This window comes from Catellatospora tritici (genome assembly GCF_019083965.1).
Taxonomy (GTDB): domain Bacteria; phylum Actinomycetota; class Actinomycetes; order Mycobacteriales; family Micromonosporaceae; genus Catellatospora; species Catellatospora tritici.
Window position 1 is genome coordinate 22,881 of the sequence record NZ_JAHRCY010000030.1, and the last position, 22,666, is coordinate 45,546.

At 71.8% G+C, this 22,666-nt stretch carries 26 protein-coding genes; 15 read left to right on the forward strand and 11 right to left on the reverse strand.

Annotated elements, in window-relative coordinates; genetic code table 11:
• Positions 1 to 50 precede the first annotated feature (50 nt).
• A complete protein-coding gene (locus KUA19_RS37825) occupies positions 51 to 698 on the forward strand; it encodes a class I SAM-dependent methyltransferase (protein WP_217404050.1) in 648 nt (215 codons plus the stop codon).
• Positions 699 to 704: 6 nt separating this feature from the next.
• Here KUA19_RS37825 and KUA19_RS37830 read toward each other — a convergent pair whose 3' ends face one another.
• Both KUA19_RS37830 and KUA19_RS37835 read right to left on the reverse strand, forming a co-directional pair.
• Positions 705 to 1,070: a GntR family transcriptional regulator gene (locus tag KUA19_RS37830; protein WP_217404052.1), complete on the reverse strand. Its 366-nt coding sequence runs from the start codon at positions 1,068 to 1,070 to the stop codon at positions 705 to 707.
• On the reverse strand, positions 1,067 to 1,843 hold the full coding sequence (locus tag KUA19_RS37835) for a hypothetical protein (RefSeq protein WP_217404054.1): 777 nt from the start codon (positions 1,841 to 1,843) through the stop codon (positions 1,067 to 1,069). Before KUA19_RS37835 ends, KUA19_RS37830 begins: the two co-directional genes overlap by 4 nt.
• A gap of 215 nt (positions 1,844 to 2,058) precedes the next feature.
• Here KUA19_RS37835 and KUA19_RS37840 point away from each other — a divergent pair, with 215 nt between their 5' ends.
• From KUA19_RS37840 to KUA19_RS37870, 7 genes are read left to right on the forward strand one after another with little or no spacing between them, the layout of a single operon-like run.
• The gene (locus tag KUA19_RS37840; RefSeq protein ID WP_217404056.1) at positions 2,059 to 3,006 is read left to right on the forward strand and encodes a 3-oxoacyl-[acyl-carrier-protein] synthase III C-terminal domain-containing protein; all 948 of its coding nucleotides are present in this window, start codon (positions 2,059 to 2,061) and stop codon (positions 3,004 to 3,006) included.
• Positions 3,003 to 3,884 (forward strand): diiron oxygenase, encoded by an 882-nt coding sequence (locus tag KUA19_RS37845; protein WP_217404058.1) that lies wholly within the window; start codon positions 3,003 to 3,005, stop codon positions 3,882 to 3,884. The genes KUA19_RS37840 and KUA19_RS37845 overlap by 4 nt, the downstream gene beginning before the upstream one ends.
• Positions 3,874 to 4,116, forward strand: a complete 243-nt coding sequence (locus KUA19_RS37850; RefSeq protein ID WP_217404060.1) for a hypothetical protein — start codon at positions 3,874 to 3,876, stop codon at positions 4,114 to 4,116. Before KUA19_RS37845 ends, KUA19_RS37850 begins: the two co-directional genes overlap by 11 nt.
• On the forward strand, positions 4,113 to 4,994 hold the full coding sequence (locus KUA19_RS37855; protein WP_217404062.1) for a class-II aminoacyl-tRNA synthetase family protein: 882 nt from the start codon (positions 4,113 to 4,115) through the stop codon (positions 4,992 to 4,994). The genes KUA19_RS37850 and KUA19_RS37855 overlap by 4 nt, the downstream gene beginning before the upstream one ends.
• On the forward strand, positions 4,991 to 6,034 hold the full coding sequence (locus KUA19_RS37860) for an SDR family oxidoreductase (RefSeq protein WP_217404064.1): 1,044 nt from the start codon (positions 4,991 to 4,993) through the stop codon (positions 6,032 to 6,034). The genes KUA19_RS37855 and KUA19_RS37860 overlap by 4 nt, the downstream gene beginning before the upstream one ends.
• Positions 6,018 to 7,160: a DUF3419 family protein gene (locus tag KUA19_RS37865; protein ID WP_217404066.1), complete on the forward strand. Its 1,143-nt coding sequence runs from the start codon at positions 6,018 to 6,020 to the stop codon at positions 7,158 to 7,160. Before KUA19_RS37860 ends, KUA19_RS37865 begins: the two co-directional genes overlap by 17 nt.
• Positions 7,157 to 8,197, forward strand: a complete 1,041-nt coding sequence (locus KUA19_RS37870; RefSeq protein WP_217404068.1) for a GNAT family N-acetyltransferase — start codon at positions 7,157 to 7,159, stop codon at positions 8,195 to 8,197. Before KUA19_RS37865 ends, KUA19_RS37870 begins: the two co-directional genes overlap by 4 nt.
• 91 nt (positions 8,198 to 8,288) lie before the next feature.
• On the opposite strand, the gene map is transcribed toward KUA19_RS37870, so the two are convergent.
• Entirely contained in the window at positions 8,289 to 9,101 is an 813-nt protein-coding gene (gene map / locus KUA19_RS37875; protein WP_217404070.1) for a type I methionyl aminopeptidase, read from the reverse strand.
• 73 nt (positions 9,102 to 9,174) lie between these two features.
• Here map and KUA19_RS37880 point away from each other — a divergent pair, with 73 nt between their 5' ends.
• On the forward strand, positions 9,175 to 9,468 hold the full coding sequence (locus KUA19_RS37880) for a helix-turn-helix domain-containing protein (protein WP_217404072.1): 294 nt from the start codon (positions 9,175 to 9,177) through the stop codon (positions 9,466 to 9,468).
• Between the two features lie 142 nt (positions 9,469 to 9,610).
• Here KUA19_RS37880 and KUA19_RS37885 read toward each other — a convergent pair whose 3' ends face one another.
• Positions 9,611 to 9,886, reverse strand: a complete 276-nt coding sequence (locus KUA19_RS37885; RefSeq protein ID WP_217404074.1) for a hypothetical protein — start codon at positions 9,884 to 9,886, stop codon at positions 9,611 to 9,613.
• A 168-nt stretch (positions 9,887 to 10,054) separates the two neighbouring features.
• Between KUA19_RS37885 and KUA19_RS37890 the strand changes: the two genes are divergently transcribed.
• On the forward strand, positions 10,055 to 10,222 hold the full coding sequence (locus KUA19_RS37890) for a hypothetical protein (RefSeq protein WP_217404076.1): 168 nt from the start codon (positions 10,055 to 10,057) through the stop codon (positions 10,220 to 10,222).
• Positions 10,223 to 10,278: 56 nt separating this feature from the next.
• Here the strand turns inward: KUA19_RS37890 and KUA19_RS37895 are convergent, their stop codons facing one another.
• From KUA19_RS37895 to KUA19_RS37910, 4 genes are all read right to left on the reverse strand, one after another.
• Positions 10,279 to 11,403 (reverse strand): glycoside hydrolase family 53 protein, encoded by a 1,125-nt coding sequence (locus tag KUA19_RS37895; protein WP_217404078.1) that lies wholly within the window; start codon positions 11,401 to 11,403, stop codon positions 10,279 to 10,281.
• Positions 11,404 to 11,769: 366 nt separating this feature from the next.
• Positions 11,770 to 13,137 (reverse strand): permease prefix domain 1-containing protein, encoded by a 1,368-nt coding sequence (locus tag KUA19_RS37900; protein ID WP_217404080.1) that lies wholly within the window; start codon positions 13,135 to 13,137, stop codon positions 11,770 to 11,772.
• The gene (locus tag KUA19_RS37905; RefSeq protein ID WP_217404082.1) at positions 13,134 to 13,508 is read right to left on the reverse strand and encodes a PadR family transcriptional regulator; all 375 of its coding nucleotides are present in this window, start codon (positions 13,506 to 13,508) and stop codon (positions 13,134 to 13,136) included. The genes KUA19_RS37900 and KUA19_RS37905 overlap by 4 nt, the downstream gene beginning before the upstream one ends.
• A 66-nt stretch (positions 13,509 to 13,574) precedes the next feature.
• Positions 13,575 to 14,690: an alpha/beta hydrolase gene (locus tag KUA19_RS37910; protein WP_217404084.1), complete on the reverse strand. Its 1,116-nt coding sequence runs from the start codon at positions 14,688 to 14,690 to the stop codon at positions 13,575 to 13,577.
• A 152-nt stretch (positions 14,691 to 14,842) separates the two neighbouring features.
• On the opposite strand from KUA19_RS37910, the gene KUA19_RS37915 reads away from it, so the two are divergent.
• Positions 14,843 to 15,499 carry a DUF6193 family natural product biosynthesis protein gene (locus KUA19_RS37915; RefSeq protein WP_217404086.1) on the forward strand — a complete coding sequence of 219 codons (657 nt, stop codon included), beginning with the start codon at positions 14,843 to 14,845 and terminating at the stop codon, positions 15,497 to 15,499.
• 198 nt (positions 15,500 to 15,697) lie between these two features.
• Positions 15,698 to 16,822: a tetratricopeptide repeat protein gene (locus tag KUA19_RS37920; protein ID WP_217404088.1), complete on the forward strand. Its 1,125-nt coding sequence runs from the start codon at positions 15,698 to 15,700 to the stop codon at positions 16,820 to 16,822.
• A 75-nt stretch (positions 16,823 to 16,897) separates the two neighbouring features.
• On the opposite strand, the gene KUA19_RS37925 is transcribed toward KUA19_RS37920, so the two are convergent.
• The 3 genes from KUA19_RS37925 to KUA19_RS37935 all read right to left on the reverse strand — a co-directional run bounded on the left by KUA19_RS37925 (position 16,898) and on the right by KUA19_RS37935 (position 20,278).
• Entirely contained in the window at positions 16,898 to 18,196 is a 1,299-nt protein-coding gene (locus tag KUA19_RS37925) for an RNA polymerase sigma factor (protein WP_217404090.1), read from the reverse strand.
• Positions 18,196 to 18,615 (reverse strand): YciI family protein, encoded by a 420-nt coding sequence (locus tag KUA19_RS37930; protein ID WP_217404092.1) that lies wholly within the window; start codon positions 18,613 to 18,615, stop codon positions 18,196 to 18,198. The genes KUA19_RS37925 and KUA19_RS37930 overlap by 1 nt, the downstream gene beginning before the upstream one ends.
• A 127-nt stretch (positions 18,616 to 18,742) precedes the next feature.
• Positions 18,743 to 20,278, reverse strand: a complete 1,536-nt coding sequence (locus KUA19_RS37935; RefSeq protein ID WP_217404094.1) for an ABC transporter permease family protein — start codon at positions 20,276 to 20,278, stop codon at positions 18,743 to 18,745.
• Between the two features lie 266 nt (positions 20,279 to 20,544).
• Between KUA19_RS37935 and KUA19_RS37940 the strand changes: the two genes are divergently transcribed.
• The 3 genes from KUA19_RS37940 (at position 20,545) to KUA19_RS37950 (ending at position 22,630) form a co-directional block, all read left to right on the forward strand.
• Positions 20,545 to 21,165, forward strand: a complete 621-nt coding sequence (locus KUA19_RS37940) for an RNA polymerase sigma factor (protein WP_217404096.1) — start codon at positions 20,545 to 20,547, stop codon at positions 21,163 to 21,165.
• A complete protein-coding gene (locus KUA19_RS37945) occupies positions 21,162 to 21,911 on the forward strand; it encodes a hypothetical protein (RefSeq protein WP_217404098.1) in 750 nt (249 codons plus the stop codon). The genes KUA19_RS37940 and KUA19_RS37945 overlap by 4 nt, the downstream gene beginning before the upstream one ends.
• 116 nt (positions 21,912 to 22,027) lie before the next feature.
• Positions 22,028 to 22,630, forward strand: a complete 603-nt coding sequence (locus tag KUA19_RS37950) for a hypothetical protein (RefSeq protein ID WP_217404100.1) — start codon at positions 22,028 to 22,030, stop codon at positions 22,628 to 22,630.
• Positions 22,631 to 22,666 lie beyond the last annotated feature (36 nt).

A 22,666-nucleotide genomic window follows, 5' to 3' on the forward strand; every position in this document is an offset into this window, starting at 1 on the left:
TCTCCATTGATGATCCGCGAGACCGAACCCGAACGAGACGGAGCCTGAACATGGTCGAACACGATGTCCTCGATGCCACCCGCGAGGCTTACAACGCTGCCGCGGTTGTCTACGCCGAGATGTTCCGCGACTCGCTGCAGGACAGTCCCCTGGACCGCGCGATCCTGGGTGCCTTCGCCGACGTCGTGACCGCGAGTGGGAACAGCCGGGTGGCGGACCTCGGGTGTGGGCCTGGCTATATCACTGCTTACCTGGACGAACTGGGGCTGGCGGTGTTCGGCGTCGATGTCTCACCGACGATGCTCGAGTTGGCTCGGGAGGCCTATCCGGGCCTGCGGTTCGACCTGGGCTCGATGGTGGCGTTGGACATCGCCGACGGCGCGCTGGGCGGCGTACTCTCCCGCTGGTCCATCATCCACACTCCGCCGCGGGAAGTCCCCGTCATCCTGGCGGAGTTCCATCGGGTGCTGGCACGCGGCGGCCACCTGCTGATCGGTTTCTCGGCGAGCGAGGGCCCGTCTCACCCGACGCAGGTTTTCGACCACACCGTCGCGCCGGCCTACCGGTGGTGGCCCGATCACCTCGCCGCGCTGCTGCGCGAATCCGGGTTGGCCGAGGTGGCCCGGATGGTCCGGGAGCCCGAGCCCACCGACCGGCGGCAGTTCCAGAGCGTTCATCTGCTCGCCCGCAAAGCCTAGACAGGATCACTCTTTGCGCGCGTGGACCAGTGCCGCCTCGACGATCCGGATCGCCTCGGCGGGATCGATGCCGACGCTGGCGATGACCGCCGCGTAGTCGCGGGCGGCGCGGCGGGCCTGCTCGAGGGCCTGCTCACCGGCGGCCGAGACGAACGAGCCGGCCCGCCGGTGGGTCTCGATCAGCCCGGCCTCCTCCAACTCCCGGTACGCCCGACCGACGGTGTTCACGGCGAGGCCGAGGTCGGCCGCGAGCCGTCGGATCGTCGGCAGTCTCGTGCCGACGGTCAGTGAACGGTCCTGGATCTGCTTCGCGAGCTGGGCCCGGAGCTGCTCGTACGGCGGCGTCGGCGAGCTCGTGTCGATGACGATCATCTGGTGGCCAGGGCCCGCCGGGCGGCAGCCCCGACATCCGTGGTCCGGACCTGGATCAGGCAGAGCGCGCTGGCGCCCGCCACCACGAGCGCCAGCGAGACCGCGTTCCACCAGCCGAGCGAGTCCCCATACAGGAAGATGGCCGGTAGCGACCAGACCAGGCTGGGGGTGACGAGGGCGCGGGCGTCCTCGACCCGCATGATGACGTCGGCCGTGAGCGACGCCTCGTCCTCGGCCACGGCCGGGCTCGCCAGCACCTGGCGCAGCTGCATGATGACGCCCGCACCGGCGCCCGCGAGGCTGACCAGCACGATGATCGCCCGGTACCGCAGGCCGGGGTCGGGAACCGCCAGCACGCTCACCGCGAGCAGCGATGCGGCGGCGAAGGTGGCGACCGCGAAGACGGCATGCGCCCGGCCCAAGACCGCCGACCAGCCGAGCTCGACCGGGTGGGCCACGCGCCGGGGCAGTCGCGCGCCGGCGCGCCGGTCGGCACGCCGCACCCACCAACCGAGCAGCCACTGCGCCACCAGCAACCCGACCACCAACGCCACCAGCACCAGCAGTGACAGCCAGGAGGACGTGACGTCGGTGGGCCGCCCCAACGCGAGCGTGAGCGCCGCGCCGAGCATGAACACGGCCAGCAGGAGGCTGTCGGCGACCTTGGCGCGCCGCCGCACCGCCAGCCGCGTCGCGAGCAGCGGAGTCGGGCTGTCGGCCAGGCCGTGCCGGGCCAGCCAGCGCGCGACCTCCGTGTGAGCTGCCAGGCGCATACCACCACCTCCGAATGTCCCAAGCTTTGTCTCAATACGATGAGTCATAGCGTGCGACAATGTCAACCCTATCGGGAAAGAGCCCCGACCGGCTCCGGCGGGTGTCCGGCGAGGCGGGCGCGTCCTGCGCCTCACGTGAGCGGGGCAATCGACTCAGCGACATCTGAGTACGGATGCTCATGCGCGTGCGGCCTGCCCGGACCAGCATGGGATCCATGGATGGGCTCTACATCGGATCCTTCACCCACGTTCTGGGCGCACGGAAGCGGCACCTGTGCGAGTCGGCTGAGGAGGGACTGCTCCAGTCCGCTCCGGAGGACCTGGCGGCGGCCGGATTCCAGTGGCACCACGTGTGCGAACCGGACGACACCGCGTACGACCTGGCACGCGCGGCGGTCGCGGAGATCGCCGACCGCGGCGACCTCACCGACGTCGACGCGATCGTGTACGCCACGTGCCTGCCCGCCGGCGAGACCGGCACCGGTCCCATCCGCGACGTCAAGGACCTGATGGACTTCCCGGCCGGGCGGCTGCAGGCCGAGTTCGGCCTGTCCCGGGCGATCGTGGTCGGGTTGCATCAGCAGGCCTGCACCGGCGTGCTCGGAGCGTTGCGGGTGGCGGGTGCGCTGCTCACGACCGAGCCGGGCTGGCGTCGGGTGCTGTGTGTGACCGCCGATCGGTTTCCCGTCGGCGCCTGGCGCGAGCAGGCGTACAACCTGATCTCGGACGGGGCGGCGGCCTGCGTGGTCGGGCGGGACCCGGACGTGTGCCGCCTGCTGACCGTGCACCAGATCACCAACGGCGGCCTGGGCCGGGCGGGCGACGACGAGACCGTCGGGACGTACTTCGCCTACACGCACCGGCTGGTCCGGGAGACCGCGGCGCGCGTCGGGCTGACCCCGGCCGAACTGGACTGGGTGGTCACCCAGAACACGCACGAGAAGGCCTGGCGGATCCTCGCCCGACTGCTGGACCTCGACCATGCCCGGGTCTGGGCCCCGACGCTGGCCGACGTCGGGCACGTCATCTCCGCCGACGTCGTCGTCAACCTGTCGGCGCTGCTCGACTCGGGGCAGGCACGGCCCGGACAGCGGATCGCGCTGCCGATGGCCGGGTTCGGGCTCAACTGGCAGTGCGCGGTGCTGGAGGTGGTCGGGCGATGAGCGGGCTGGCGACCGCGCTGGCGCAGGTGTCGCAGACCGCCGACCGGCTGAGCCGGCTGTCGGTCGGGGCGTACCAGAACCCGTACACCCTGGTCGACTGGCCGTCGGCGGTGGACCCCGAGCAGGACTGGTTCAGCACCCCGGAGTACGTGAGCCTCCACGGCACGCCGGTCTGGGCGGAGCTGGACGACCTGGCCCGCCGCCGGGTCGCGTTCCACGAGGCGGCCGGTTTCTACAGCCTCAACATCCACGGGGAGAAGGCGCTGATACAGGGGCTGGCCGCGCGGCTCTACCGCGGCGACCTGGCCGGTTCGGCCGGCTACCTGCACCACTTCCTGGACGAGGAGAACAAGCACAGCGTCTATTTCGGCGGGTTCTGCACCCGGTACGCGCGGGTCTACCGCAGCCGTCAGGCGTCGTTCGGGTCAGACCGGCCGCGCGACGTCGACGACTTCCTGTTCTTCGCCAAGACGCTGATCTTCGAGGAGATCGTGGACCACTACAACCGGGTCCAGGCCCGCGACGGGCGGCTGCATCCCCTGGCCCGCTTCATCAACGACAACCACCACCGCGAGGAGACCCGGCACCTGGTGTTCGGCCGCCACCTCGTGACGGCGCTCTGGCGGGCCACGGACTGGGATCAGTCCACCGTCGCCGAGATCCGCGCCGACCTCAGCCGGTTCGTGACCGCGACCTGGCGCGAGTTCTACCATCCCGACGTCTACGCCGACGCCGGGCTCGACCAGCCGTGGGAGTTGGCGGAGGCGGCCTGGTCGGCGCCCGCCCAGCGAACCCACCGGCGCCGGGTCTCGGCGAGCTGCCTGCGTTTCCTGGCGGCGGCGGGCGTCCTCACCGAGGAGCCGACCGATGCGTTCTGACACCGAGATCCGCGCGGAGCTGCGAATGTTCGTGCGACGGTACGCCGGAGACGTCGCCATCACCGATGAGACGCCGCTGTTCACGCTGCGCGTCCTGCGTTCGGTGCACCTGCCTGAGCTGATCATCCTGCTGGAGCGGCTGCGCGGCGCGCCCATCGACGTGGAGCAGCTGCGGATGGGCGACTTCGACGGCATCGACGCCATGCTGGCGCGCTTCGGGAGGCAGCCGTGAACGCCTGGACGGACCTGGCCCGGATCGGGCTGCGCTGGGACCCCTGCGGCCAGGCCGGACTGACCGGGCCACTGCTGGCGCTCGCGGACGACTGCGACCGCGCCTTTCGACGCCTCGCGAGCCGGTGGCGTTCGCGGGAGGAGGCGTACGCGATGACGCTGCCCGCCTCGTCCCTCGCCGGGCACCTGCGGTCCTTCCCACACCAGGTCACCTTCGCGATGGCGCTCGATCCCGCCGACGCCAACCTCGGCGAGTTCGCCGACGGACCAGTGGTGGATCGGTCCGGGGCGGTCGCGTTGACCCGCACGGCCCCGGTGACCGCCGTGCTGACCCCGGCGGCCTGCTACCACGTCTACGACGCGCACCAGGGGGAGCGGTTGCCCGCAGCCGACTACGTGACCACGCGCAACACCTGCTTCCGGCGGGAGCCGGAGTACGAGCCGCTGCGCCGCCAGTGGGCCTTCGCCATGCGGGAGATCGTGTGCCTCGGTACGGCCGAGGAGACCGCGTCATTCCTGGCCGAGGCCCGCGCGGCGGTGGACCGTTTCGCCCTGCTGATCGACCTGCCGGTGGACTGGACCCCGGCGACCGACCCGTTCTTCCGGCCCGAGCGCCACCCCGGTCACCTCCTGCAGCGCGTCCAGCCGGTCAAACACGAGGCGACCTACGGCGGCACGCTGGCCCTCGGGTCGGCCAACCTGCACCACGACCACTTCGGGTCGGCGTTCGGCATCACCCGCGAGGGCGCCCCGGCCACCACCGCCTGCGTCGCCTTCGGCCTCGAGCGATGGCTGTACGCGCTGGTCGACCGGCACGGCCCGAAGCCCTGCGGCTGGCCGGACCTGCTCGCCGCGGCCGGACAGGCGGTGGCCGGATGACCACACTGATCACCGGCGCGGACGGCTACCTCGGGCAGCGGATCACGGCCGCGCTCGACGGCGAGGACCTGATCCTGGCGGTGCGCTGCGCCGACGAAACGGAACTCGCCCGCAAGCGGGCCCGGCTGGCCCGCATCACCGACGCCCCCGTCGTGCCGGTCGACCTGCGCGAGGCCGACCCGTTCGCACACCTGGACCCCCGGCGGATCACCCGGATCATCCACGCCGCCGCCGTCATCCGCTTCGACGTCAGCCGCGACACCGCCGACCAGGTGAACGTGGCCGGGACGGCCCGCCTACGCGAGTTCGCGCAACGCTGCGACCGGCTGGACCGGCTGATGCTGCTGTCCACGCTCTACAGCGCGGGCCGACGTCGCGGCGAGGTCCACGAGATCCGCCACGACGACACCGGCTTCGTCAACCACTACGAATGGTCGAAGTGGCTGGCGGAGGAGTGTCTGCTCGAGGCGCCGGGACTGCCGGTGACGGTGGCACGCCTGCCGACGGTGATCGCCGAGGACACGGCCGGGGCCGTCGGCCAGTACAACGCGTTCCACCACACGATCCGGCTCTACCACTGCGGGCTGCTGACGTTGCTGCCAGGCGACCCGGCGACGCCCCTGAGCCTGGCCACGGCGGAGTTCACCGTCAACGCCGTGACGGCGCTGCTCGCCGCGTCGCCGGGGATCTACCAGGTCTGCTCCGGCCCGGTGACGCTCGGCAGCGCGATCGACACCGCCTTCGCGGTCTTCGAGCGGGATCCGGGCTTTCGCCGGCGAATGCTGCCCCGCCCGATCCCCTGCGACCGGGACAGTTTCCACGACATGGCGCAGGCCGCCCGGCGGCTGCGCGGCGGCTCGCTACAGCCGGCGCTCGCCTCCGTCGCGCCGTTCGCCGAACAGCTCTACCTACCCAAACACTTCCGGACCGACCGGCTGCGGGCGGCTTGGCACGGCTATCAGGCGCAGGACGCCACGGCGTTGGTCGAGGCGGCGTGCGCCGACCTGATCGAGAGGAGCTTCCGTGTCACAGCGGACTGAAGTGCCGCGACAGCCCACGGCGCCACCGCGGCCGCAGGCCGTACGGCGCACCGAGCTGTCCGGCGCCGTCGCCGACCGGCTGTACTTCGCCCAGGTCCGGGAGGATCCGGAGCTGGAGATCGCCGCCTTCGCCGGGCGGTGGGACGGCCCGATCGCCGTGGTGAGCTCGGCCGGTTGTACGGCGCTTTCGCTGCTCGCCGCGGGTGCGGCCGAGGTCGTCGCCGTCGACGTCAACCGCACCCAGAACCACCTCGTGGAGCTGAAGGCGGCGGCGGTCGCGGAACTGGCGCCCGGCTCGGCGCTCGGGCTGCTCGGTGGCGTCCCCATGGCACCGGCCGCGCGGCGGCAGGCGTACGAGCGCATCCGGGGCGTGCTCACGCCCGGGGCGCGCGCGCACTGGGACGCACACGCACCGGCGATCGACTCCGGAGTGTTGCGGGCCGGGGTCACCGAGCGGCTGATGCGCCTGATCGCCCGGTGCCTGCGGGTGACCCACCGGCGCCGGATCGAGACGCTGCTGACCCTGCCGACACTCGAGCACCAGCGGGAGTTCTACCGCCGGGAGTGGGACACCCTGGGGTGGCGGCTGCTGTTCCGGGTGTTGTGCAACCGGCTGGTGCTGCGACGCACCTACGACGAGCGGTTCTTCGCCCACGTCGAGGATGCCAGCTACGCCCGGCACTTCCGCCAGGTCGCCGAGCACACGCTGACCGACCTGGACATCGGCGGCAACTACTTCCTGCGGTACCTGCTGACCGGCCGTTATCCGGAGGGATGCCGTCCGCGCTATCTGGACGCGGTGGTGCCGGTGGACCGTCTCCGGCTGGTGGACGGCGCGTTCACCGACTTTCTGCGTACCCGGCCGGACCGCAGCATGGCGGGGTTCGCCCTGTCCAACATCTGCGAGTGGCTGACCGCTGCCGAGATCGACGAGCTGTTCGCCGAGATCGTCCGCACCGCCCGGCCGGGGGCCCGGCTGGTCTTCCGCAACTTCGTGGGCTGGACCGAGGTGCCGCCGCGCTGGCGCGACGCCGTCCGTGAGGACCGGGCGCGGGGCGAGGAGCTGATGCGCACCGATCGCAGCCTGTGCCAGCGGCGCTTCGCGCTCTGCGAGGTGACGCCATGAGAGTCCGCGACGCCCGGCCCGAGGACAACGCGGCGCTGGTCGCCCTGGCGACCCTGGGCGCGATGGCGGGCGACCTGTCGCTGTGCGTCGACCGGCGGCCCGACTTCTTCGCGCTCAACCGGATCGCCGGGGACGCCTGGCGGGTCGGGGTCGTCGACGGCGACGACGGCCCGATCGCCTGCGTCGCGGTCGCCCGCCGACCATCCTTCCTCGACGGCCGCCCGGATCTGCTCGGCTACGTCGGCGACCTCAAGGTGCATCCGGCGTACCGGCGGCGCGGGGTCGCCCGCGTGCTGGCGCAGTGGGCGCGCACCACCGCCCGGGAGCTGGTCGGCCCGAACGCACCGCTGATCGCCACCGTCCTGACCGGCAACAACGCTGTCGAGATGCTGCGGCAGCGGGTCGAACCCGGGATACGCCGACAGGCCACCATCAGATCGCACAGCATCGACCTGCTGACCCGTCGGCGTATCCCGCCCACCGACCTCACGGTGGCCGCGGCCGACCACGCGGACGAGCCCGACATGGTCGAGCTGTGGCGCCGCGTCGCCGCGTCCCGCCAGTTCGCCCCGGTCTGCGAATCGTTCCCGCTCACCCGACCGGGCCTGGAGTACCTGGTGGCCCGGCGCCCCGGCGGCGAGCTCGCCGGGTTCGTCGGCCTGTGGGATCAGCACGACATCAAGCAGATGCGCGTCACCGGCTACTCGCCCCGGCTGGCGGCGGCCCGGGTCGCCTTCAACGTCGCGGCGCCGCTGTTCGGGGTGCCCCGACTGCCGCGTACGGGTGGGGAACTGAGCTATCGCACGGTGGTCAACCCGTGCGCGTCCGACCCGGCGACGTTGCGCACCCTGGTCAGGCACGCCTGCAACCGGCTGCACGGGCGGCACTCGTTTCTCACCATCGGCCTGGACGTCCGAGATCCGCTGACTCGGGCGCTGTCCGGGCTGCGGGCGCAGCGCACCGATGTCGACCTGCTCGCGCTCGGCGCTCCGCCGGACCGGGCCGCGCCGGTGCACTTCGAGATCGCGACGGTGTAGGGCTGACGGGACGGCACGCATGCTGAGCGGCGGGTCGAGGCGTGCGGCTGGGATTTGATCAATAAGCAGCGCTCTGCCCCAGGGCGGTCGATCAGGAGGCCGCGGCGGGCTTCCTGGTGGAATCGGCCGTGGCGTGGGTGGGGCGGCGGGTCAGGACCTGGGGGCCGGCATCCGTGATGGCGACCGTGTGTTCGGAGTGGGCGGTACGGGAGCCGTCGGCGGAACGGATCGTCCAGCCGTCGGCGTCGAACCTGATTCTGTCGGTGGTACGGCAGAACCAGGGCTCGATGGCGATGGTGAGGCCGGGGACGAGCTTCATGCCGCGGCGGGCGCGGCCGCTGTTGGCGACGTGCGGGGCCTCGTGCATGGTGCGGCCGATGCCGTGGCCGCCGAACTCGCCGTTGACGGTGTAGCCGTACGAGTGGGCGACCTCGCCGATCGCGGCGGAGACGTCGCCGAGGCGGCCGCCGGGCTGGGCGGCGGTGATGCCTGCCGCCAGGGCGACCTCGGTGGCCTCGATCAGCCTGAGGTCGGCCGGGTCGGGGGTGCCGACGATGACGGAGAGCGCGGAGTCGGCGACCCAGCCGTCGATGCCGGCCGCCATGTCGATGCTGAGCAGGTCACCGTCGCGCAGCACGTAGTCGCGCGGCAGGCCGTGCAGCACCGCGTCGTTGACCGACAGGCACAGCACGTTGCGAAACGGGCCCCGGCCGAACGAGGGGGCGTAGTCCCAGTAACAGGATTCGGCGCCGCGCTCCCTGATCCGGCGGCGGGCGTGGTGTTCGAGGTCCATCAGGTTGACGCCGACCGTGGCGATACCGCTCAGCTCGGCGAGCAGCTCGCCGACGAACTGGCCGGTCACCGCCATCCGGCCGATCTCCTCGGCGGACTTGAGCTCGATCACGACGACCCCCTTCTCCGTATGCGGTATTTTTATACCACGCCAGGTCGGGATGCTTCGGGGGTATCCTGCTGTCATGGTTCGCCAACCGCTCACCGCCGAACAGATCGCCGCGGGTCAGCGCCTCGGCGTCGCCCTCAGGGCCGCGCGGGCCGGTCGCAGCCTGGTCGAGGTGGCCCTGGCGGCCGGTATCTCCCCTGAGACGCTGCGCAAGATCGAGGCGGGCCGTCTGCCCGCACCGGCGTTCGGCACGGTGGTCTGCCTCAGCCAGGCCCTCGACGTGCCCCTCGGTGACCTGGCCGCCGTCTGGCTGGCCGAGATGCCCGTCCGTCAGGCGTCCTGGCGACCGGCCGCTCCGGTGCTCCAGTAAAAACACAGGTCAGCACCGTTCGAGTGCCGCGCGTCGGTCGTGGCCCGCAGGCGGGATCATGCCCGCTGGGCGAGGGGCCGCCGCACCAGCGGAGCCGCGCGAGACCACGCTGACGCCCCGTTCGCGGGCGCCCCCCGGTTCGTCAGGCGACGCCGGCGGCACGGACCAGCCACCTGCCGGTCCGTGGCTGGCAGGTCGCTGATCTGCACTGGCAGGGGCGTGGACGACGAGCCCGATGGGGCGATCGCCGGGCGCCGACGGAGTCCGAAATGATCCGAGTGCCTTCGTCGTCGTACCGCAGCGGCGTGGGGTCCACGACGTGTGTCTGCGGCAACGCGCGGGCGGCGAGCCAGCAGCGTAGCGCCACCGCCAGCACGAAGGCAGCCAACGCGACACGGGCGATCATGTCGTCGGTCATCGCCGGTCCTCCAGTCCGTGTTTGCCATCGTGGATGTCCACGTTGCGTCGACCGCAAACCCGCGAGCACCACACGACAGCAGCCCGAGCGTTCCGGCGCTGCCGGGGTCACCGCGATGGTTCCGACCGGGCGAGCGGCATCGACTCCTCAACAGCGCAGGAGAACCTCATGACGGCGTACGAGCAGCGGTCGACACCGGAGCTGGTCGAGCGGCGTCGGCCACCGATGTCCGCGGCGACCTGCGCCACCGCCCCGCGCCCACGGCGCGAGGCACCCCTCCCCGTGCGCCGGCTCGGCCGACCCGCTGACCTGGCCGCTGTCGACGTCGGCCGGTAGGGAGGCGGCCGACGTCGACAGCGGGAGCGGGCATTTCCTTCAGACCTGTGGCAGGGTCACGGTGTCCACACGACGTTCGGGTTGACGTGGCCGGTCCAGTCGAAGATGGCCATGTTGTCCCACTGGTCACCGGTGCCGTTGATGTTGGCGGGATCCCAGCCGTTGCCCGAGATCGCGTACCAGGTCGGCTCCCAGTAGAAGACGCCGATCGCCCCGGCGTTGCGGGCGGTGTTCTGCACGTGCGTGAACTCCGTGGCCTGTCCGCTCCAGCTCGCCGCGTATCCCGAGCACGGCGCGGACCCGCTGATCGAGTTGGCCTCGCTGTCGGCGTTGGCCGAGGTGAACGGGTACGCCGTCTCGGCCAGCACGACCGGCTTGCCGTAGCGCGACTTCACGTCGACGATCACGTTGTACAGGTTCGTCAGGGTCCCGTGCCACATGCAGTAGTACGACAGGCCGGTGATGTCCCAGGCGACGCCCTTGGCCTTGATCCCGTCGTAGAACCACCGCGCGTTGGCCATGCTGTCCGCGTCGGCGGTGTGGATGATCACCTGCGTACCGCTGTTGCAGGCCTTGACGGCGTTGTAACCGGACTTGAGCAGCAGGCTCAGGTTGGTGAAGTCGTTGTTGACGACCTTGCCGTCGTTCCACAGCATGCCGACGTTGATCTCGTTGCCGATCTGGATGCTGTCGGGCGTGGTGCCCTGGGCCTTCAGACTGTTGCAGACGTCGTAGGTGTAGTTGTAGACGTCGGTCTGCAGCTGGCTGATGCCGTGGCTGGCCCAGGCGGCGGGCTTGTACTGCTTGCCCGGGTCGGCCCAGGTGTCGGAGTAGTGGAAGTCGACCATCAGCTTCAGGCCCTTGGCCTTGACGGTCTTCGCGTACGCGAGCACCTTGGCCTTGTTGTTGTAGCCGCTGGCGGGGTTGTTCCAGACCCGCAGGCGGGCGTAGTTCACGCCGATGCCCTTGAGGATGTCCAACGGGTCCTTGGCCGTTCCGGCGGCGTCGTAGTACTTCGCCCCCAGGTCCAGGCTGCGCTGGACGGACGACACGTCGGCGCCGAGCATGGTCAGCGTGTTCGCGGCCGCGGCGGGCGGCGCGGCGACGAGCATGGCGGGCAGGAACGCGGTCACGAACAGCAGGGCGGCCCGTGCTCTCGGACGGCGGTGCCACACGGTCATCTCAACCTCCTTGAATCGAGACGTGTTGCGGGTAGATCCCCCGTGCGCGAACAGGCGGTTCATCTGTGAACGTTCACAGAACGTCGCACAGACGAGGCTCCGCAGGTTGCCTTGACAGTAGGGATATCGCGGGCCAGCGGAGTCTGTGAACGTTCACAGTAGAGAGACGGCGGGGGGATGTAAAGACCGTGTTTCGCGTACGTCTCGATCGGCGTGCGAGGTCCACTCGCGACGGTTGACGCAGGTCGATATCTTCGGGTCATGACCCCTCTGTCGGAGCTGACCGGGGAGCCGCCCGCTGTCGCGGCCCTGCTGGTGCAGCCGCCGCCCCGGCTCCCTCGTGGGAGCCGGGGCGGACGGCTGTGATCAGGCGAAGTCGAACAGGGGTGGGAAGACCAGCACGACGACCCAGGCCCAGGCGGCGTACACCAGGAGGTAGCTGGTCTGCCAGCGCTCCAGCACGCCGAACGCCTTGCGGCCGCGGATGAAGCCGAGGAACAGCCACGCCGACCAGCCGAGGTTGGCCAGCAGGATGAGGTTCTCGCCCAGGGCCGCGGTCTTGTTGGCGGTGAAACCGAACTCGGTGATCCGGCTGAGAATCGCCGCCAGCACCAGGACGTCGACGAGCAGGGCACTGACCACGAGGGCGAGCTGCAGCTTGTCGAAGATGCCGGGCCGGGCCGTCGCGTCGCGGGCCGACACGGAGTACAGCAGCAGCCCGAGCACCACGACCAGCAGCACGTCGAACAGGATGAGCACGTCGCGGTCGACGTTGATGCCGTTGCTGGTCACGATGATGGCGCCCAGCAGGGTCAGCAGGGTCGCCGTGAACAGCGGGGTGAACACCTTGGTCAGCACCGGCGCCATGTTCTCGATGACGCTCTGCTTGGCCTCCACCAGCCACGCGGCGACCACGACCGCCGCCGCCGCGCCGCAGGGCAGCAGCCACTCGCTGATGAACACCTCCGGGTTCAGGCCGATGGCGTTGAAGGTGCCCGCGATGATGCCGATCAGCACTCCGCCGCCCAGTCCCAGCAGCGCGAAGTAGATCAGCCACTCGCCGGTGAACCGGATGAAGTCCATCCGGCGTTGCTGCGAGCGCCACTGGCCTGCGGCGTACGCGACGCCGACCACCAGCCACAGCGCCAGCGGCAGGTGGATTCCGGCCAGCACGAGGGTCTGCGCCGAGGACTCGTCCATGGGGTAGGCGTTGACCGCCACCGCACCCACGCCGAACAGCACCGCCAGCACCCCGATGAGCAGCGGTTGCAGGCGGCGGCGCCACGCGAAGTACGCCGTCAGCGGCGCCAGCGCGAACAGGCTGAAGTTGCGCAGGTAGAAGGCGCTGTCGTCGATGTCGACGCCGAGCCAGTTGGGCACCTTGATCGCCAGCGCCGCGGCGGCGGCAAACGCGATCATGACCAGCAGGTCGCGCCGGTCGCCGCCGGTCGAGCCACCGCCGTCGTCGCCCGTGAGCACCAGCTGCTTCCATAAGCGGTCGGAGTGCTCGCGGGCGAACTCGCGTGACAGCTCGTCGAGGCTGCCCATCCGCTTGACCGCGATCAGGAACGCCTCGTCGGGCCGCAGGCCCGAGGCGGTGAGGTCGGCGATCCGGCCGCGCAGGTGGTCCTCCAGCTCGTCGGCGTCGGGCTGGTGCAGGGTGCGGCGCTTGCGCACGTACGCCCGCCACTCGGCGATCTGGCGCTCCAGCTCCTCATCGCTGTCGACGGTCATGCCATCCCCCATCCCGGTGCGGTGATCGGGCGCAGCGTCGCCGGTCCGGCGTTCCAGACGCCGCGCAGGGTCTCGACGACCGCCGCCCACTGCTGGCGCTGTTCGGCCAGCTCGGCCCGGCCCTGTTCGGTGATCTGGTAGTACTTGCGTCGCCGCCCGCCGGGCGGGCTGTCCCACGTCGACTCGACGTGGCCCAGCCGCTCCAGCCGGTGCAGCAGCGGGTAGAGCAGGCCGTCGGTCCATTCGAGGTGGCCGCCGGACAGGTCGTTGACCTGCTTGAGAATCGCGTATCCGTAGCTCTGGCCCTCGGCCAGGATGCCGAGCACGAGGGGAGTAGCCGAGGCCGCGACGAGATCTTTCGTGATGTGCACGAGGACACCGCCTAACCCTAGAACTGCGATACATAGTAGTTCTAGGTATAGGCGGCGCGCAACGCGTCAGTTCGCCTTGATGGTCCGGGACCCCTGCTTGCCGTCCACGTTCCAGCGCAGGTCGAGGCGGCAGCCGGGGGTCGCCTGGAACTGCGCTACGCCCTGCAGGTGGGCGCCCGCGAAGAACTCCTGCTGCGGAGTCAGCTCGACCTTGGGCGGCGTCAGTTCGACCGGCACCCGGGTTCGGCCCAGGGGCACCGGCACGTGCGTGGCCAGGAACAGCGCGACCAGGTCCGCCATCGCCCCGCCGACCAGCGGGCACGGGCCGCGCAGATCGCTACCCACGTCCTGGGGGCGCAGGTAGTCGAAGTGCTCGCCCTCGTAGACCGCCGCGTACCGGGGCTGGGGCAGGTTGTCCCAGATGTGGGTCGGGCCGTCGAGGTCCTCGAAGATCTGACCCAGGCTGTTGCCCTCCGTCGCCCAGGCGAAGAACGACGGCCGCCCGATCGACGTGAGCACCGCCATCCGGTCGTTGATCTCCGCGTACGGCGCGCCGAGGCTCACGAACGCGCCGAAAGCCGGGTTCGCGGCCATCACCCTGGCCCCGAGCAGCCCGCCGTAGGAGTGTCCGACGACGGCCGTCGAGTCGGCCTGGTGGGACACCCAGCGGCGGTGGTCCCACTGGTTGCGTACCCAGGCCAGGTAGTTCGCCGCGTCGGTGAGAGCCGGGTCCTCGCCGTTCTGGGACAGCAGCGCCGGGTGACTGGGCACCGCGACGACGTATCCGCAGCGGGCCAGCACGGCGGCGAACCGCTCCCACTTGGCGTGGTAGCCGGTGAGCGGAACCCCGGCCGGAGGCTGGCCGTGCAGCAGCAGGACCAGGGGCCAACCGGTCAGGCACAGTTTCAGCATCGGCGCGTTCGCCGTCGCGCCGTCGTAGCTCGGGTAGTAGACGCGCATGTCGCGCGGCGTGCCGTGGACCGCGGCGGTCAGGTCCTGCACGCCCCAGAAGACAGGGCGGCCGATGTCAGGGTTCCAGGTGATGCCGCCGGACTCGGCGGGATCCTCGGGGCAGCTGTTCGCCGCGGCCTCGACCGCCTCCTTGCACCCGGGCAGCAGCGCCAGCGCCGCGAGCGCGCCGAGACCCGCCAGGGCGCGGCGGCGGTTCATCACGTTCGTCATCGATCGAGCATGCGGGGCTGACGCCGAAGGCGGTGTGCCGTGGTTGACTGTCGCCCGTTCGGCATACCGACACTCGACGGTGTTCCTGCCGAGCGACCGATCGGCGCTCCGAGGTCGCCGTCGGTGAGCAGCGGGCTTGACGGGGGATCATGATGCGGATCGACGCGGAGCTTTATCCCGAGGTGGTCGATGCGGGCGGCCTGCTGCGCGCGCTGGTCGAGCTGGCCGAACGCAACGGCGTCGACCTCGACGGTGCCCACGAGTCGCCACCGCTCTCGCTCGGGATGGTGACCGTGCCGTCGGACCGGGGCGGGATCCACGTTGGTGTGATCAGGTCGGCGCGAGGCTTCACCATCGCCATGTCCGGGCCGAACTGGACCTGGGCGCGCGGCACCACCGCGGACCTGCCGGACGTGGTCGAGGTCGCGGGCGCGTGGCGAGGCGGCATGCTGCTTCGCGAGTTGACCGCCGCGTACCCGTTCCTGGCGTACGACGCGCTCGGGCTCGGCTACGAGGACGGCGACCCGGTGTCGGCGATGTGGGGCATCCTGTTGGCGGCCGAGCACCTGGAACGGCAGCGTCCGCTGCTGCGGGCCGCGTTCGCCCACCCGCGGCTCAGGCCGCTCATGCCGGGCGTCTCCCACGGCACGGTCCGGCTGAAGCGCGACCACCTCGTCCGGGACGCGGGAGAGGTGACGATCACCGAGATCGGCGACCGCTACGGGGTGGGGTCGGGTTGGTTCGACGAGGATCCGGAGCTGGTCGACTCGCTCACCGAAGCCATCGAACTGGCGGTCCTGCTGCTGTAGCGGCCCGTGATCGGCCGCGGTCGGCCCGTGATCGGCTGCGGCAGGCCCATGATCGGCTGCGGCAGGCCCATGATCGGCTGCGGTTTCGGGAAGGTGCTGCAATCTTGGCCGTTTTTCGTGCAGTTTCCCGGAAACCGCACCCTGAAGCACCCCGCGCGGCGCGCGGGCGGGCACCTGGGGCCCGGGTGGGTGGCGATCATGGTGTGGGAGGCTGGGCGGGTGCAGGAGGATCCGCTCACGCTGGCGCAGCGGCTCGCAGCCGACGGCGACCACGCCGGTGCGCTGCGCCTGGCCCGTGACCTGGAGGCCGAGTACGAGCAGGCGGGCGACCCGGCCGCCACGATGCTCGTCTGGGTACGCCTGTGCCTGGCCCGCTGGCTGGCCGTACAGCAGGAACCGGACCGGCCCGCCGCGCTGGCCGTGCTCGACGCGGCCGAGCTGACCTGGCGCACCCCTGTCGTCCAGGACTCGGAGCTGGTGCAGGTGCTCGGCGCCGAGCTGATGTCGCTGCGCAGTTTCGTGCTCCGCCAGCTCGGGTACGCCGCCGACAGCCTCGCCGCGGGCGAGCGGGCGTTGGCGCTGTTCGACGAACTGGCCCAGACCGCGCCCGAGGTGCTGTCCGCCGTGGGCCACGTGCCGATCCTGCTCAACCGGGGCGCGGCGCTGGCCGACCTGGGCCGGACCGCCGAGTCGCTGCCGCCGCTGGCCGAGGCGCTGGAGACGCTGCGCGCGAGCGGCGCCGCCCATCGCGAGGTGGAGGTCGAGCTGCTGGTGCTGCGGGGCACCTCGCTGACCCTGCTCACCCGCTTCGACGAGGCCGAGGCCGTCGAGCTGGAGGCGATCGCGTTGGCCCGTACCGAGAGTGGCCGCGCGATGCGACATCTGCTGGCCACCGCGCTCAGCAATCACGCCACCACCTTGATCCGCATGCGGCGGCATGACGAGGCGCTCGTCTCGGTCGGTGAAGCCATGGCCGTGCTGCGGGAGACCGACGGCGAGCCGGTGACCGCGGCGCAGCGCCGCCGCTGGTGGCTGCCACTGTCGACCGAGGCCGAGGTCCTGCTCGCGCTGGGGCGGCGGGAGCAGGCCGCGCGGTCGGCCCGGCGGGCCGAGCCGATCCTGCGCGAGTACGCCGATCAGGCGCCGCTGCTGGTCGCGGGCTCGCTGGCCAACGTGTGCCTGCTCCTCGGCGAGGCGGAGGATGATCCCGGCTACGCGCGGGAGGCGCTGGCGCGGCTGACCGTGCTGAACGACCGCTTTCCCGGCCGCTACGAGTACTGGTGGCGCCGCGCCCGCGACCTCGTCACCCGGCTGGGCGCCTGACCGGGGTCAGCTCAGCGCGGCGACCGGGGTGAGTTCAGCGCGGCGACCGGGGTCAGCTCAGCGCGGCGACCAGGGTCAGCTCAGCGCGGCGGCCTTGCGCAGCAGCACCGCCCGTTCGCGGTCGTTGCCGCACAGCCGGGCGGCCAGTTCCAGTTCGGCCCTGGCCTCGGTGTCGCGGCCGAGCCGGGTCAGCAGCTCGCCACGGACGGTCGGAAGCAGGTGCGAGCCGGACAGGCGGCCGGAGACGGCCAGGTCGTCGACGAGCGACAGCGCCTGGGCCGGCCCGTACGCCATGGCGACGGCCACGGCCCGGTTGAGTTCGACGACCGGTGACGGCGCGACCCGGCCGAGTGCCTCGTACAGCAGCACGATGCGTTCCCAGTCGGTCTCGGCCACCGACTCGGCCGACGCGTGGCAGGCGGCGATCGCGGCCTGCAGCCCGTACGGCCCGAGTCCTCGTCCCATGGCCGCGGCGCGGTCGAGCGCCGCCAGGCCGCGCCGGATCGCCGACCGGTCCCACCGCCGCCGGTCCTGGTCCTCCAGCAGCACCGCCTCGCCGTCCGGCCCGGTGCGGGCGGGGAACCGCGCGGCGGTCAGCTCGAACAGCGCGAGCAGCCCGGACACCTCCGGCTCGGCGGGCAGCAGCGCGGCGAGCATCCGGGCCAGCCGGATGGCCTCGTACGCCAGGTCGGTGCGCAGTAGCCGGTCGCCGGCCGTCGCCGTCGAACCCTCCGTGAAGATCACGTAGAGGACGCTCAGGACTCCGCCGAGCCGCTCGCGGCGCTGCTCGGCGGGCGGCAGCTCGAACGGCACCGCCGCCGCGGCGATCGTCTTCTTCGCCCGGGTGATCCGCGCCTGGATGGTCGGCACGGGCACCAGGAACGCCCGCGCGATCTCCTCGCTGCCCAGACCGCCGACCACGCGCAGCGTCAACGCCACCCGGGCCTCGGGCGCGAGCACGGGATGGCACGCCACGAACATCAGCGCGAGCACGTCGTCATCGATCCGGTCGGGGTCCCACAGCAGGCTGTCGGCCCGTTCCGGGGTGGTGCCCGAGGTCAGCTCGCCCTCGGACAGTTCGCCCGCGAGCAGGGCGTATCGCTCGTCGCGGGCCGAGCGGCGGCGGAAGCCGTCGATGGCCCGCCGCCGCGCGGTCGCCAGCAGCCAGCCGACCGGGTTGGTCGGGACGCCGTCGCGCGACCAGCTCACCAGGGCCTCGGCGACAGCGTCGGCCGCCACGTCCTCGGCCAGCGCGAAGTCCCCGGTGTAGCGCGCGAGGGCGCCGACGATGCGGGCGGCCTCGATGCGCCATACCGCCTCGACGGCCCGCCGCGCCGACTCGGCGGTGGGCGGGCCGTCGGTCGTGGTGGTCATCAGAGCTGGCCGGTCCGCTCGCGCCACGCCCGCTCCCGGATGATCCACTCGTTGTCCTGCGGGAACTCGTCGATGGTGGGCACGCGACGGATCTCGCACTTGGAGCCCGGGAAGCCCGGCATGCGCTTGGCCCACTCGACCGCCTCCTCCTTCGACGCCACGTCGAGTAGGTAGAAGCCGCCGAACAGCTCCTTCGTCTCGCCGTACGGGCCGTCGGTGACCACCGGGGTCTCGCCGCTGTAGTCGATCACCACGCCCTGGGACGGGTCGTCCAGGCCCTCGGCGGCGACCAGCACGCCCGCCCGGATCAGTTCCTCGTTGAAGCGGCCCACCGTCTCCAGCATCTGCTCGAACGGCGTCTCCATCATCTTCGCCATGGACTCGTCCGTGCCCCGCATGATCAGCATGTACTTCGCCATCGTGATCTCTCCTTGGTGGTGAGGGTCGCGTGTCAACCCTCTCACCCACAGGTCGAACGGCCCGGCGGCCGATCGACAGCCCGGCAGAAGTTTTTCGCGACTTTTTCCGCCGGGCTGTCGTCCCTGGTCAGGGGGCGGGCGGCAGGGTCACTTCGGGCTTGGCGGTCTTGCCGGTGCGCAGCGTCAGCCGGTCGAGGAACAGCACCTGTACGGCGGCGACGGCCGCGGCGACCAGTAGCAGGACGGGCAGCGGATACGCCCAGCCGACCGGGGCGTCGTCGGCCCCGAACCGGTTCACGATCTGGACCAGCAGCACCGGCAGCGGCATGCCGGACGGCTCGAGCGACACGATCAGCGGCCACCACAGGTCCTGGGCCGCGGCGACCCAGACCACCAGGCCGGCCAGCGCCACCACGGGCAGGGCCCGGGTCCAGCGGACACCCCGGAACAGCAGCGCGCTGCCGAACAGCACCGGCACGCACAGCGAGGCGGGCGGGATCAGGGCGAGGAACTCCCCGGCGTCGCCGCGGTGGGCGAAGGCGTCCGGGGTCAGCACCGGCAACCCCGTGAACAGCCACGGGGCGAACGGCACCAGCAGGAGCCCGCTGTAGCGGCCGAGCGGCCGCAGCGCGCCGATGCCGTATCCGGCCAGCGCGGCGGCGGTCACGCCGACGACGGTGGAGATCAGTGGCGGCATCCAGGTGTTGACCAGGTGTCCCAGGACGTCCGACCCCATCGCCTCCGTCGACAGCGACAGCGACCGCAGCAGCACTGGCATCAGCCCGGCCAGGCCGACCAGCACCGCCACCCCGGTGGCCAGCACCGACACCACCACCCAGGTGGACCGGTCACCCGGTGCCGGCGGCTCGGGCTGGTCGGCGGGCTCGATCCGGGCCCGGGACAGGATCAGCCAGCCCGCCACTCCGACCCCGAGCACGGCCAGCAGCAGCCACAGCAGTGCCGCCCCGGCCGAAGCCTGGCCCAGCCGGGCATAGCGGAACGCGGAGTCGAAGATCAGCAGGGCCGGGGTGCGCAGCCGGGCGGCGTTCGGCCCGGCGAGCAGGAGCGGGAACGTGAACGACTGCGCGGTGTACGCCAGGGACGTCGCCACGATGATCGCGCTGACCAGCAGCGCGCCCGGCCAGGTGTCCCGTAGCCGGGTCGAGCGCCGGAAGACCAGCAGGTACGCGGTCGCGCCGAGGCCGACGGCCAGCCCCGCGAACGCCGCGAACTGGGCCAGGTAGGCGTTGAGCGTCGGGTCCTCGAAGGTCAACAGCCAGGAGACGGCGGCGACGGTGCTGCCGACCGCCGCGATCGGCAGGGCGAACGCCAGCCGCAGCGTCCACCGGCCCGCCTTGCCGGCCCGTGCGGCCAGCCAGGCCAGCGCACCGCCGCAGACCAGCGTGGCGGCCGCGAGGGCGACGCCGAGCAGCAGCGGGCCGACCAGTGACTCGGCGAACCGGCCGAACAGCGTGGTGTAGTTCTCCGTGCCGACGGAGTCGCTGGGCAGCCTCATCAGTGATGCGTCGGTGAAACTCGTCCGCACCGTACGCACCGTGGGCACGACGTACCCGGTGATGAGCAGGATGAATGCCGGGATCAGCGCCAGCAGTCCGAACAGGACGCTGAGGTTGCGGCGGGGCGGTGTCGGGGTGTCTGTCACGACAACGGATGCTAGCCCGAGCAAACGATGTGGACAGTCGGCCACAATCAGCCTCCCGCCGCCAAGATCGTTAAAGTTGCCGGGCAACTGGGCGAAAGCGGGGCGTCCATTCCCCCGATCGCCCGGCAACTTGGGTGATCCAGGCGTCAGCCGCGCGATGTGGTGGCGGCGGTTCCGGCCCGGATATGGTCGCTGAGCAGCACAAGCAGCGGCGACGTGACCTGGATCACGGGAACTCGCGCCGCCCGGGGGACAGAGAAACGGTCATGGAGTCGAGTCTGCGCGCCCGGATACGAGCCGGCGATGCCAGCGCGTTTTCCGAGCTGTTCGACCAGTACGCGCGGTCGGTCTACAACCACGCGTTCCGGCTCACCGCCGACTGGTCGGTCGCCGAGGACGTCATGGCCGCCACGTACCTGCAGGCCTGGCGCTCCCGCGGCCGGATCGGCGACGAGGGCGGCTCGCTGCGCCCGTGGCTGCTCGGCATCGCCACCAACGAGGCCCGCAACCACACCCGCAGCAACCGCCGCTACCGGGCCGCCGCGTCGGCGCTGGCCGCCGCCGAGCTCACCGAACCCGACCACGCCGACGAGGTGGCCGGGCGGCTGGACGACCGGGACCGGATCACCGCCGCGATCGGCGCGCTGGCGCTGCTGCGCCGCCAGGAGCGCGAGGTGGTGACGCTGTGCCTGTGGGAGGGCCTGGACTACGAGTCGGCCGCGCGGGCGCTGGGCATTCCCGTCGGCACGGTGCGCTCCCGCCTGTCCCGCGCCCGGACCAGGCTGCGGGCGCTGGTCGAGGCGGCGCCGCGCGGCGTCCGGAACCCGGCCCGGCCCGGTGGACAGGTAACCGATGGCGTCGTACTCGCACAGGAGGTCAACCGATGAAGGCGCACCCGCCGTTCGACCCCTCCGAGCGGGCCGAACTCGCCGAACTGCTGCCCGACCCTGGCTACCGCGAGCTGCCGCCGGGTCGACACGAACTGCACCGCGAGCGGCTGCTGGCCGCGATCGCGCCACCGCCGCGCCGGGCGCCCCGGCGCGCCCTGCTGCGCCCGGCGCTGGCCCTGGCCTCGCTGATCGTGGTCGCCGGGGCGGTCGCGGCGGTCGCCACGACCACCGGTCGCGGCCCGGCCACGGCCGTCCCGACGCCCGCGGTGTCGGAACCGGTGGCGGCCACCCCGGGGGGCGCGAACGCGAAGATCCGCGCGTACGGCACCGTCCGCCAGCTCACCGAAGCCGCCGACCTGGTGGTACGCGGTGAGGTGGTGCGAGCCGAGGGCGCCGGTGCCGAGCGGGGCGCCGTGTTCCGGGTCGACGAGGTGCTGCGCCGGGCGGCCGACCTGCCCGAGGCCACCGAGCTCACGCTGCGTACGCCCGAGATCGAGGGCATGTCCCGGCTGGAACCGGGTCAGCACACCGTGCTCTACCTGGCCGCGGTCGACGCCCGAGCCGGGACGTACACCCCGCTCAGCGGTGACTTCGGCGTGTTCGACGTGGTCGGCGGCGAGGCCGTGGCCCGGTCGCAGACGATGGCCGTCACCGGGCTGCGCGAGGAGGACGCCACCTCGCGGGGGCGCCGGTTGACGGTCACGCTCGACGACCTGCGGGCACTGGCCCGGGAACAGGGCTGAGAACCCGGTCGAGAAAATCGGGAACCCCGGGGCTCGGGCGCACAGATACATGAGGAAGGCAGCGCCGCATCCGGGCAGGACCGTCCGGGCGGCGCCAGACGCAAGGAGCGTTCCTCATGGCATACACCCCCCGCCGTATTCGCACCCGCGCCCTGGCCGCCGCCGCGGCCGTGCTCGCCGCGGCGGCGCTCGCGGCCTGCGGCAGCACGGACCCGGCGACCCCGGCGGCGGCTCCCGCGACCAGCGGTGCCGCCGCGTCGACCGAGGCCAAGCCGCCGGTGCAGGGCAAGCTGCGCGGATTCACCACGGTCAAGGACCTCACCGCGGCGGCCGACCTCGTCGTGCGCGGCCAGGTCGAGGCGGGCGGACTGCGGGTCGACGAGGTCCTGCGCGCGGCCAACGGCGCCGCGGCGAAGGTCGGCGACCGCATCGCGTTGACCGGCCTGAACGGGCAGGTCGTGGACATGGTGAACATGTCGAAGCTGGAGCCGGGACAGACCGTGGTGCTGTACCTCGCCCAGGCTGAGGGCAGCGCGTTCAGCACCCTCAGCGGCGACTTCGGCGTCTTCGACGTCACCGGCACCGGCGACCAGGCGGTCGTGACCACCCGCTCGCCGGCGATGGCGGTCACCGGGCTGCTCGCCGAGGACCCGACCGCCTCCGGCAAGGGCTTCCACACCACCCTGGCCCAGCTGCGCGCCGTCGCCGCCCAGGCCTGACCGACCCGCGGTGGCGGCGCCCCGGCACCCCCGGGG

Excerpts from the sequence above, each read along its gene's own strand:
- KUA19_RS37845 (WP_217404058.1), top strand. The coding sequence starts at position 3,003 with ATGAGCGGGCTGGCGACCGCGCTGGCGCAGGTGTCGCAGACCGCCGAC.
- KUA19_RS37920 (WP_217404088.1), top strand. The coding sequence starts at position 15,698 with ATGGTGTGGGAGGCTGGGCGGGTGCAGGAGGATCCGCTCACGCTGGCG.
- KUA19_RS37895 (WP_217404078.1), bottom strand. The coding sequence starts at position 11,403 with ATGACCGTGTGGCACCGCCGTCCGAGAGCACGGGCCGCCCTGCTGTTC.
- KUA19_RS37840 (WP_217404056.1), top strand. The coding sequence starts at position 2,059 with ATGGATGGGCTCTACATCGGATCCTTCACCCACGTTCTGGGCGCACGG.
- KUA19_RS37885 (WP_217404074.1), bottom strand. The coding sequence starts at position 9,886 with ATGACCGACGACATGATCGCCCGTGTCGCGTTGGCTGCCTTCGTGCTG.
- KUA19_RS37870 (WP_217404068.1), top strand. The coding sequence starts at position 7,157 with ATGAGAGTCCGCGACGCCCGGCCCGAGGACAACGCGGCGCTGGTCGCC.
- KUA19_RS37940 (WP_217404096.1), top strand. The coding sequence starts at position 20,545 with ATGGAGTCGAGTCTGCGCGCCCGGATACGAGCCGGCGATGCCAGCGCG.
- KUA19_RS37910 (WP_217404084.1), bottom strand. The coding sequence starts at position 14,690 with ATGACGAACGTGATGAACCGCCGCCGCGCCCTGGCGGGTCTCGGCGCG.
- KUA19_RS37890 (WP_217404076.1), top strand. The coding sequence starts at position 10,055 with ATGACGGCGTACGAGCAGCGGTCGACACCGGAGCTGGTCGAGCGGCGT.
- KUA19_RS37945 (WP_217404098.1), top strand. The coding sequence starts at position 21,162 with ATGAAGGCGCACCCGCCGTTCGACCCCTCCGAGCGGGCCGAACTCGCC.
- KUA19_RS37925 (WP_217404090.1), bottom strand. The coding sequence starts at position 18,196 with ATGACCACCACGACCGACGGCCCGCCCACCGCCGAGTCGGCGCGGCGG.
- KUA19_RS37835 (WP_217404054.1), bottom strand. The coding sequence starts at position 1,843 with ATGCGCCTGGCAGCTCACACGGAGGTCGCGCGCTGGCTGGCCCGGCAC.
- KUA19_RS37880 (WP_217404072.1), top strand. The coding sequence starts at position 9,175 with ATGGTTCGCCAACCGCTCACCGCCGAACAGATCGCCGCGGGTCAGCGC.
- KUA19_RS37825 (WP_217404050.1), top strand. The coding sequence starts at position 51 with ATGGTCGAACACGATGTCCTCGATGCCACCCGCGAGGCTTACAACGCT.
- KUA19_RS37930 (WP_217404092.1), bottom strand. The coding sequence starts at position 18,615 with ATGGCGAAGTACATGCTGATCATGCGGGGCACGGACGAGTCCATGGCG.
- KUA19_RS37830 (WP_217404052.1), bottom strand. The coding sequence starts at position 1,070 with ATGATCGTCATCGACACGAGCTCGCCGACGCCGCCGTACGAGCAGCTC.
- KUA19_RS37860 (WP_217404064.1), top strand. The coding sequence starts at position 4,991 with ATGACCACACTGATCACCGGCGCGGACGGCTACCTCGGGCAGCGGATC.
- KUA19_RS37950 (WP_217404100.1), top strand. The coding sequence starts at position 22,028 with ATGGCATACACCCCCCGCCGTATTCGCACCCGCGCCCTGGCCGCCGCC.
- KUA19_RS37900 (WP_217404080.1), bottom strand. The coding sequence starts at position 13,137 with ATGACCGTCGACAGCGATGAGGAGCTGGAGCGCCAGATCGCCGAGTGG.
- KUA19_RS37915 (WP_217404086.1), top strand. The coding sequence starts at position 14,843 with ATGCGGATCGACGCGGAGCTTTATCCCGAGGTGGTCGATGCGGGCGGC.
- KUA19_RS37850 (WP_217404060.1), top strand. The coding sequence starts at position 3,874 with ATGCGTTCTGACACCGAGATCCGCGCGGAGCTGCGAATGTTCGTGCGA.